Annotated in this window: 6 protein-coding genes; 3 read left to right on the top strand and 3 right to left on the bottom strand. The window is 66.3% G+C overall.

The window, feature by feature from the left end; translation table 11 throughout:
- From DYI37_RS20235 to DYI37_RS18085, 3 genes are all read right to left on the bottom strand, one after another.
- Nucleotides 1–392 (bottom strand): hypothetical protein (locus DYI37_RS20235; protein WP_210209338.1); only part of this gene is annotated, 392 nt, incomplete at its 3' end.
- Between the two features lie 91 nt (nucleotides 393–483).
- On the bottom strand, nucleotides 484–1,824 hold the full coding sequence (locus DYI37_RS18090) for an Nramp family divalent metal transporter (protein ID WP_245413988.1): 1,341 nt from the start codon (nucleotides 1,822–1,824) through the stop codon (nucleotides 484–486).
- 199 nt (nucleotides 1,825–2,023) lie between these two features.
- The gene (locus DYI37_RS18085) at nucleotides 2,024–2,458 is read right to left on the bottom strand and encodes an OsmC family protein (RefSeq protein WP_116684676.1); all 435 of its coding nucleotides are present in this window, start codon (nucleotides 2,456–2,458) and stop codon (nucleotides 2,024–2,026) included.
- A gap of 327 nt (nucleotides 2,459–2,785) precedes the next feature.
- On the opposite strand from DYI37_RS18085, the gene DYI37_RS18080 reads away from it, so the two are divergent.
- From DYI37_RS18080 to DYI37_RS18070, 3 genes are all read left to right on the top strand, one after another.
- Nucleotides 2,786–3,736, top strand: coding sequence for a tyrosine recombinase XerC (locus DYI37_RS18080; RefSeq protein WP_116684675.1), 951 nt, complete (start codon nucleotides 2,786–2,788; stop codon nucleotides 3,734–3,736).
- Nucleotides 3,737–3,866: 130 nt separating this feature from the next.
- Nucleotides 3,867–5,006 (top strand): TraB/GumN family protein, encoded by a 1,140-nt coding sequence (locus DYI37_RS18075; protein WP_158555214.1) that lies wholly within the window; start codon nucleotides 3,867–3,869, stop codon nucleotides 5,004–5,006.
- A gap of 153 nt (nucleotides 5,007–5,159) precedes the next feature.
- Nucleotides 5,160–6,323, top strand: a complete 1,164-nt coding sequence (locus DYI37_RS18070) for a D-alanyl-D-alanine carboxypeptidase family protein (protein ID WP_116684673.1) — start codon at nucleotides 5,160–5,162, stop codon at nucleotides 6,321–6,323.
- Nucleotides 6,324–6,328: the final 5 nt, after the last annotated feature.

The following is a 6,328-nucleotide window of genomic DNA, read 5'->3' as shown; positions in this document are numbered from 1 at the left end:
GAAACTCCTGCGCCGGATATCAGATCAGGACCGAAGCCCCTCACCCATCCGATGGAAAAACCGTCCGGCCCAACCCGGCGTGAACCGGACTGGCGAACAGCTTCGCCTATGTAGATAAACGTCACAAAAGCTTCAAGACCCGTCCGCTCGAAATCATCCGAACCACCCGTCCAGACCCCCAAGGAACCCGAACGCCCCGGAACCCCGGGGAAGCCTCGAAGCCGGCACCAGAGCGAGTTGAAGAACTCGCCGGCGGCGCCTGCTCCGTCGATGAGCGGCTTATAGGCGGAACCAACCAAAGCCGTCAACCGCAAAATCGAAGAAAAAACATAGAGCCCAAAATTACCGCAAACCAAGACAAGTGGTTGAAAAACAATCAAGTGTAACGACACGCAGATGACATGGTCCGCGTCATCGCCCCGTCACGCCGATGTCACGTCTTCCCGACGACCCGTCATGGCGACGTCCCATCAAAGGGCGTCATCAGGACGAGAAGGCCGTCCCCGTCACGACGTCGGAGAGGAGCTGGATGTTGAGGCCGACGATCAGCACCGCGATGAGGACGGCAAGGCCGAGCACGAGAGGTGAGGCCCGAAACTCTCCCATGTCCCGCCGGCGCATGGAGAAGAGGACGAGCGGAACCATGGCGAAGGGCAGCTGGAGCGACAGGACCACCTGGCTGAGGACGAGAAGACGGCCCGCCCCAGCCTCTCCATAGGCGAGGATCATGGCCGCCGCCGGAAGGATCGCGATCGCGCGCGTCACCAGCCGGCGCAGGACCGGCGAGATCTGAAGATGCAGGAAGCCCTGCATGACGATCTGCCCGGCAAGGGTGGCGGTCACCGTCGAGGAGAGGCCCGAGGCGAGAAGCGCCACGGCGAAGAGAAGCGGTGCGAGATCGGAGCCGAGAAGGGGCGAGAGCAGCGAATAGGCATCCGTGAGATCCTCGACCGCCCCGGTCCCCCTCGTCTGAAAGGCCCCGGCCGCAAGAACGAGGATCGCGCCGTTGACGAAGAAGGCAAGGGTCAGCGCCAGGGTCGAGTCGAGCGTCGCATAGCGGATCGCCTGCCGCTTGCCCGCCGGATCGAGGTCGTAGGCCCTCGTATGGACGATCCCCGTATGGAGATAGAGGTTGTGGGGCATGACCGTCGCCCCGACGATGCCGAGGGCGAGATAGAGCATCTGGGGATCCGAGACGATCTGTGGCGAGGGAACAAGCCCCGAAACGATCTCGGCGATCGCCGGCTGGACGAGGATCATCTCGCCGAGAAAACAGCCGGCGATGATCAGGATCATCGTGGCGACGAAGGCTTCGAGATAGCGGAAGCCGCGCGATTGCAGGAACAGGATGAGGAAGACGTCGAGGGCGGTGACGACGACGCCCCAGATGAGCGGCAGGCCGAAGAGGAGCTTCAGCCCGATCGCCGTGCCGATGACCTCGGCGAGATCGGTCGCGATGATGGCGAGCTCGGCCAAGAGCCAGAGGACGAAGGACACGGGCCTCGAAAAGCGGTTGCGGCAGGCCTCAGCGAGATCCTCGCCGGTCGCGATGGCGAACCGCGCGCACAGCGCCTGCAGCAGCATCGCCATCAGGGAGGAAAGGAGGACGGCGGCCAGCAGCGTATAGCCGAAGCGCGAGCCGCCGGCGATCGAGGTCGCCCAGTTGCCCGGGTCCATATAGCCGACCGCGACGAGGAAGCCCGGGCCGAGAAAGGCGAGGAAACGGCGCCCCGCCGAGCGGTGTCCCACGCGGATCGACCGGTGCGATTCGGGCATGGAGCTGCCGGCAGACGAAAAATCGAGCTTTCGCGCCGGCTCCCCCATGGGTCCGTCCCCTTCAAGACCGGAGCGCCCGATGCGGGACCGGGTTCACTCACTCGTTGCACTCGGCGGCCGACCCTGGAAGGAAAGGCACCGCGCAGATACCGGCTTTTCCCGGCATTCCAAAGAAAAACCCGGCCCCTCATAGAAGGGCCGGGCCACGAACTCACACCGCCCTTACAGGCGATCGGGAAACGCCCGCTCAGGCGAGCGTCGCGTCCAGCTTGATGTCGACGCCGGCGAGCGCCTTGGAGACCGGGCAGCCTTCCTTGGCCTTTTTGGCGATCTCCTGGAACTTCGCCTCGTCGATGCCGGGAACGCGCGCCTTCAGCGTGATCGTGCTGGTCTTGATGGCGAAACCGCCCTCGACCTGCTGCACGTCGACCACGGCCTTCGCGTCGAGCTCTTCGGCGGGCGAACCGCTCTCGGCCAGCATGTGGGACAGCTGCATGGCGAAGCAGCCGGCATGGGCCGCCGCGATCAGCTCTTCGGGATTGGTGCCGGCCTTGCCGCTCTCGTCCTCGAAGCGGGACTTGAACGAATAGCCGTGGTCGGAGAGCGCACCCGACTGGGTCGTGATATGGCCCGTTCCGTCGGCAAGAGCGCCCTTCCAGATAGCGGTCGCATGGCGTTTCATCGGCTGTCTCCTTCTCGTCGGTTCTCACCGCACCTCAAAGCGCGGTGTTCTTGTGCCGCGCGATCGGACACGCGGCGGGTTCTCGTGCGGGTAAATAGATCAGACGTGAACAAGTTCCAAGGGCGCCCCAGAGGAGCGGGTGCCCGAGAAGAGCGGAAGGGCAGAGTGCCAAGGAAGCATTCAGGAAGGGGTGCTATGATGGAGCGGAACGGGCGGCTCCCGATCGAGGGTTCGGACCAATGGCGGATGAAACCGGTGCCGGATGGGCCGACGACGGATGATATCGGGGAACGCCAGCCCACCGCCCCCTTCTGACGGAGCTTCTCGATGTCCGCGATCCTCATCTTCTCGACGAAGCCGGTCCTCGACGAGATCGAGGCCTGGCTGCGTGCCCTTGCCGACGAACGCCAGGCGAGCGGCGAGACGATCGAGGCCTATGAGCGCGATCTGCGCCAGTTCATGACCTTCATGACGGGCTATCATGCGCGTCCCTGCGAGCTTGCCGATTTCGCCGATCTGAAGCCGGTGGACCTGCGCGCCTTTCTCGCCGCGCGCCGAAGGGACGGCGCGGGCGCGGCCAGTCTCGGGCGCGGACTGTCGGGAATCCGCTCCTTCCTGCGCCATCTGGAGCGCAAGGGTCTCGCCTCCTCGGCAGGCGCCAAGGCGATGCGGGCGCCGAAGAAGACGAAGTCCCTCCCCCGGCCCCTGACGGTCGCGGGCGCGCTCGACGTGACGGAGGAGGCCGACGCCTTCGCGGCAGAGCCCTGGGTCGGGGCTCGCGACGTCGCCGTCCTCACCCTTCTCTACGGCTGCGGCCTGCGCATTTCCGAGGCGCTCGGCCTCGACGGGTCCGCGCTCGGTGACCCGGACGCGCGGTCGATGACGATCACCGGCAAGGGCGGCAAGACGCGGCTCGTACCGCTGATCCCCGCCGTTCACGAGGCGCTTGGCGCATACCGGGCGCTCTGTCCCTTCCATCTCGCGAAGGGCGAACCCCTGTTTCGCGGGGTGAAGGGCGGCCCCCTGCGCCCGCAGATCGTCCAGCGCAACATGGCGCGCCTGCGCGGCGCGCTCGGCCTGCCCTCCTCGGCCACACCCCATGCGCTTCGCCATTCCTTCGCGACGCATCTTCTGGCCGCCGGAGGCGATCTTCGCACGATCCAGGATCTCCTCGGCCATGCGAGCCTGTCGACGACCCAGGCCTATACCGCGATCGATTCGGCGCGGCTCCTGTCGGTCTACGACGCCGCCCATCCGAGGGCCCGCCGCAGGGGTTGACCGCCGATCCGAGGCCGCTCGCGCGGGCTCGAACCAAACCTTAAGGCCTCCTGCGGGAGAACGGGAGCCACGACGCCCCGATCGGGGATGGCGGGCGATGGATGACGGGCCGAAGGAGAGGCGAGACAGGATGAGGATCAGCATCGAACAGGCCGAAGAGATCGCCGAACGCATCTACCGGATCGCCCTCGCCTTCCCGCTCTTCGTCCTCCTGATCCTGCTTCTCGGATCACTGGTTTCGCCGGCGCGGGCGCAGGATCGCTCGTCCCCATCCTCGTCCTCGTCGGCACCCGCGTCCGCCTCGGAGCCCGGCCCCGGCACGGCGGGCACACTCGCGGCCTGCGGCACGGATCTGCGCTCCCGCCTCACCGGCGAACAGAAGTCCGAGATCGCGGCGAAGGCGGCGGAAACACCCGCCGGCGAGGGCCTCTTCTGGAAGATCGAGAAGGAGGGCGTCGCGCCCTCCCATCTCCTCGGCACCATCCATCTGCCCGATCCGCGCGTCGCGGACCTGCCGGCGAGCGTCGCCGAGGCGCAGGACGGCTCGGAGCGGACGGTGCTCGAATTGTCCGAGATCGCCGACCCGCAGAAAATGGCGCAGGCGATGTTCTCCCTTTACGACACCCTCACTCTGCCGAACGGCGAAACGCTGAAATCGGTAATGTCCGAGGCCGATTACGCGATCGTCTCGAAGGGGCTCGAGGAACGCGGCATACCGATGGCCGCGATGGAGCGGATGCAGCCCTGGTTCATCTCGACGAGCCTCTCGATGCCCGATTGCGACGCGCTCGGCGCACACGATCCGGATGCCGCCCTCGACGCTGTCCTCGCAAGCCGCGCATTGGCGGACGGGCAGGAGGTCGTCGGTCTGGAGACCGTCGAGGAACAGCTCGACGCCCTCGCCTCGCTGCCCATGGAGACGCAGATCGCGCAGCTCGTCGCGACGGTTCAGCATGCGGGCGAGACGAACGACATGATGGAGACGATGATCGGCCTCTACCGGGACGAAACCATCGCCGCCATCATGCCCACGCTCGAGGCCCTGTTTCCCGATGCAGAGGCTGTGATCGGCAGCAGCGAGGGGTTCGCCGCCGTCGAGACGGCCCTCATCGACAAGCGCAACGGGTTGATGGTCGAGCGGATGATCCCGCTTCTGGAGAAGGGCGACAGCTTCGTCGCCGTCGGCGCGCTGCATCTCGTGGGCGAAACGGGGATCGTCGAAGGCCTGCGGAAGGAGGGCTGGACCGTGACGCGCCTGCCGCGTCGATAGGCGCCGGACAAGCCGGGCCCGGCGCTTTGCGGCGAACAAGGTTCCGCCTATAGTTGTCCCTGCGATTTCAACGGCTTTGCGCGGACGGCGTCCGGCCCTCGGGCGAAGAGACGCTCGCGCAAGAGCCTCGGTCAGTCGAAAGGAGCCTCGTCCATGCTCGCGTCCAGGCGAACGGTCCAGACCCTTGCCCTCGTTCTCGGCGGCCTCTTCGGCGCGACGCTTCCGGCATCCGCCTTCGAGACCACGGCGCCGACCGCCTTCCTGAAGGACTTCAAGACCGGCCGGGTGCTGTTCGAGAAGAATGCCGACGAGGAGATCGAGCCGGCCTCCATGGCCAAGCTGATGACCGTCGCGGTGATCTTCGACGCCCTGCGGGACGGGACGCTGACCCGCGACCAGACCTTCGAGGTCTCCGAGAACGCCTGGCGCACGGGCGGCGCCAATTCCGGCGGCTCCACCATGTTCCTTCCGCTCGGCTCGAAGGTCAGCGTCGCCGACCTCATCAAGGGCATCATCATCCAGTCGGGCAATGACGCGACCATCGTCGTCGCCGAGGGCATGGCCGGATCGGTCGAGGCCTTCGCCGAGAAAATGAACGCGCTGGCAAAGGAGATCGGCCTCGATCATTCGCGCTTCGGCAACTCCTCCGGCCTGCCCCATCCGGACATGCACGTCACCGTGCGCGACCTCGTCACGCTGGCCGAATATCTGATCCGCGAATTTCCCGAGGAGTATCCGACCTTTTCCGAGACGTCCTACACCTTCAACAACATCTCGCAGAACAATCGCAATCCCCTTCTCGCGCTCGGCGCGGACGGGCTGAAGACCGGGCACACCAAAGCGGCCGGATACGGTCTCGTCGCCTCCGCCAAGGACGGCGAACGGCGGATCGTTCTCGCCCTCTCCAAGATGGGCTCCTCGGGCGAGCGGGCGCGCGAGGCCGAGCGGCTGATGACGTTCGGCCTCCAGGATTTCGAGGAGGTGACGCTGGTCGCAGCGGGCGAGGACGTCGCCTCGGTGCCGGTTCGCGGCGGCGAGGCCGAGAGCGTGGGCCTGCGCACCGGCGAAGCCGTCTCCCTCCTCGTTCCGACGGGAAGCCTTGCCGATGCACGGCGAGTGATCCTCGACAACGGCCCGGTGGAGGCCCCCGTCAGCGAAGGCCAGCGCCTCGGCTGGCTGCAGATCAAGCAGGGCGAGGAGACTGTCCGGCAGGTTCCCCTGACGGCTGCCTCCGCCGTCGAAGCATCCGGCTTTCTCTCGCGCATTACGAAGTCCATCGCCGGCCACCTGACCTGGGAGTCGAGCGAAACGCCTTGACCTTT

Source organism: Fulvimarina endophytica (assembly GCF_003403015.1).
In the GTDB taxonomy this organism is placed as follows: Bacteria; Pseudomonadota; Alphaproteobacteria; order Rhizobiales; family Rhizobiaceae; genus Fulvimarina; species Fulvimarina endophytica.
The sequence above is the reverse complement of the archived record's forward strand: the minus strand, read 5'-3'. Positions and strand labels throughout refer to the sequence as shown.

What these genes read in the sequence shown, in the direction of transcription:
- DYI37_RS18080 (WP_116684675.1), top strand. Translation starts at nt 2,786, where the DNA reads ATGTCCGCGATCCTCATCTTCTCGACGAAGCCGGTCCTCGACGAGATC.
- DYI37_RS18090 (WP_245413988.1), bottom strand. Translation starts at nt 1,824, where the DNA reads ATGGGGGAGCCGGCGCGAAAGCTCGATTTTTCGTCTGCCGGCAGCTCC.
- DYI37_RS18075 (WP_158555214.1), top strand. Translation starts at nt 3,867, where the DNA reads ATGAGGATCAGCATCGAACAGGCCGAAGAGATCGCCGAACGCATCTAC.
- DYI37_RS18070 (WP_116684673.1), top strand. Translation starts at nt 5,160, where the DNA reads ATGCTCGCGTCCAGGCGAACGGTCCAGACCCTTGCCCTCGTTCTCGGC.
- DYI37_RS18085 (WP_116684676.1), bottom strand. Translation starts at nt 2,458, where the DNA reads ATGAAACGCCATGCGACCGCTATCTGGAAGGGCGCTCTTGCCGACGGA.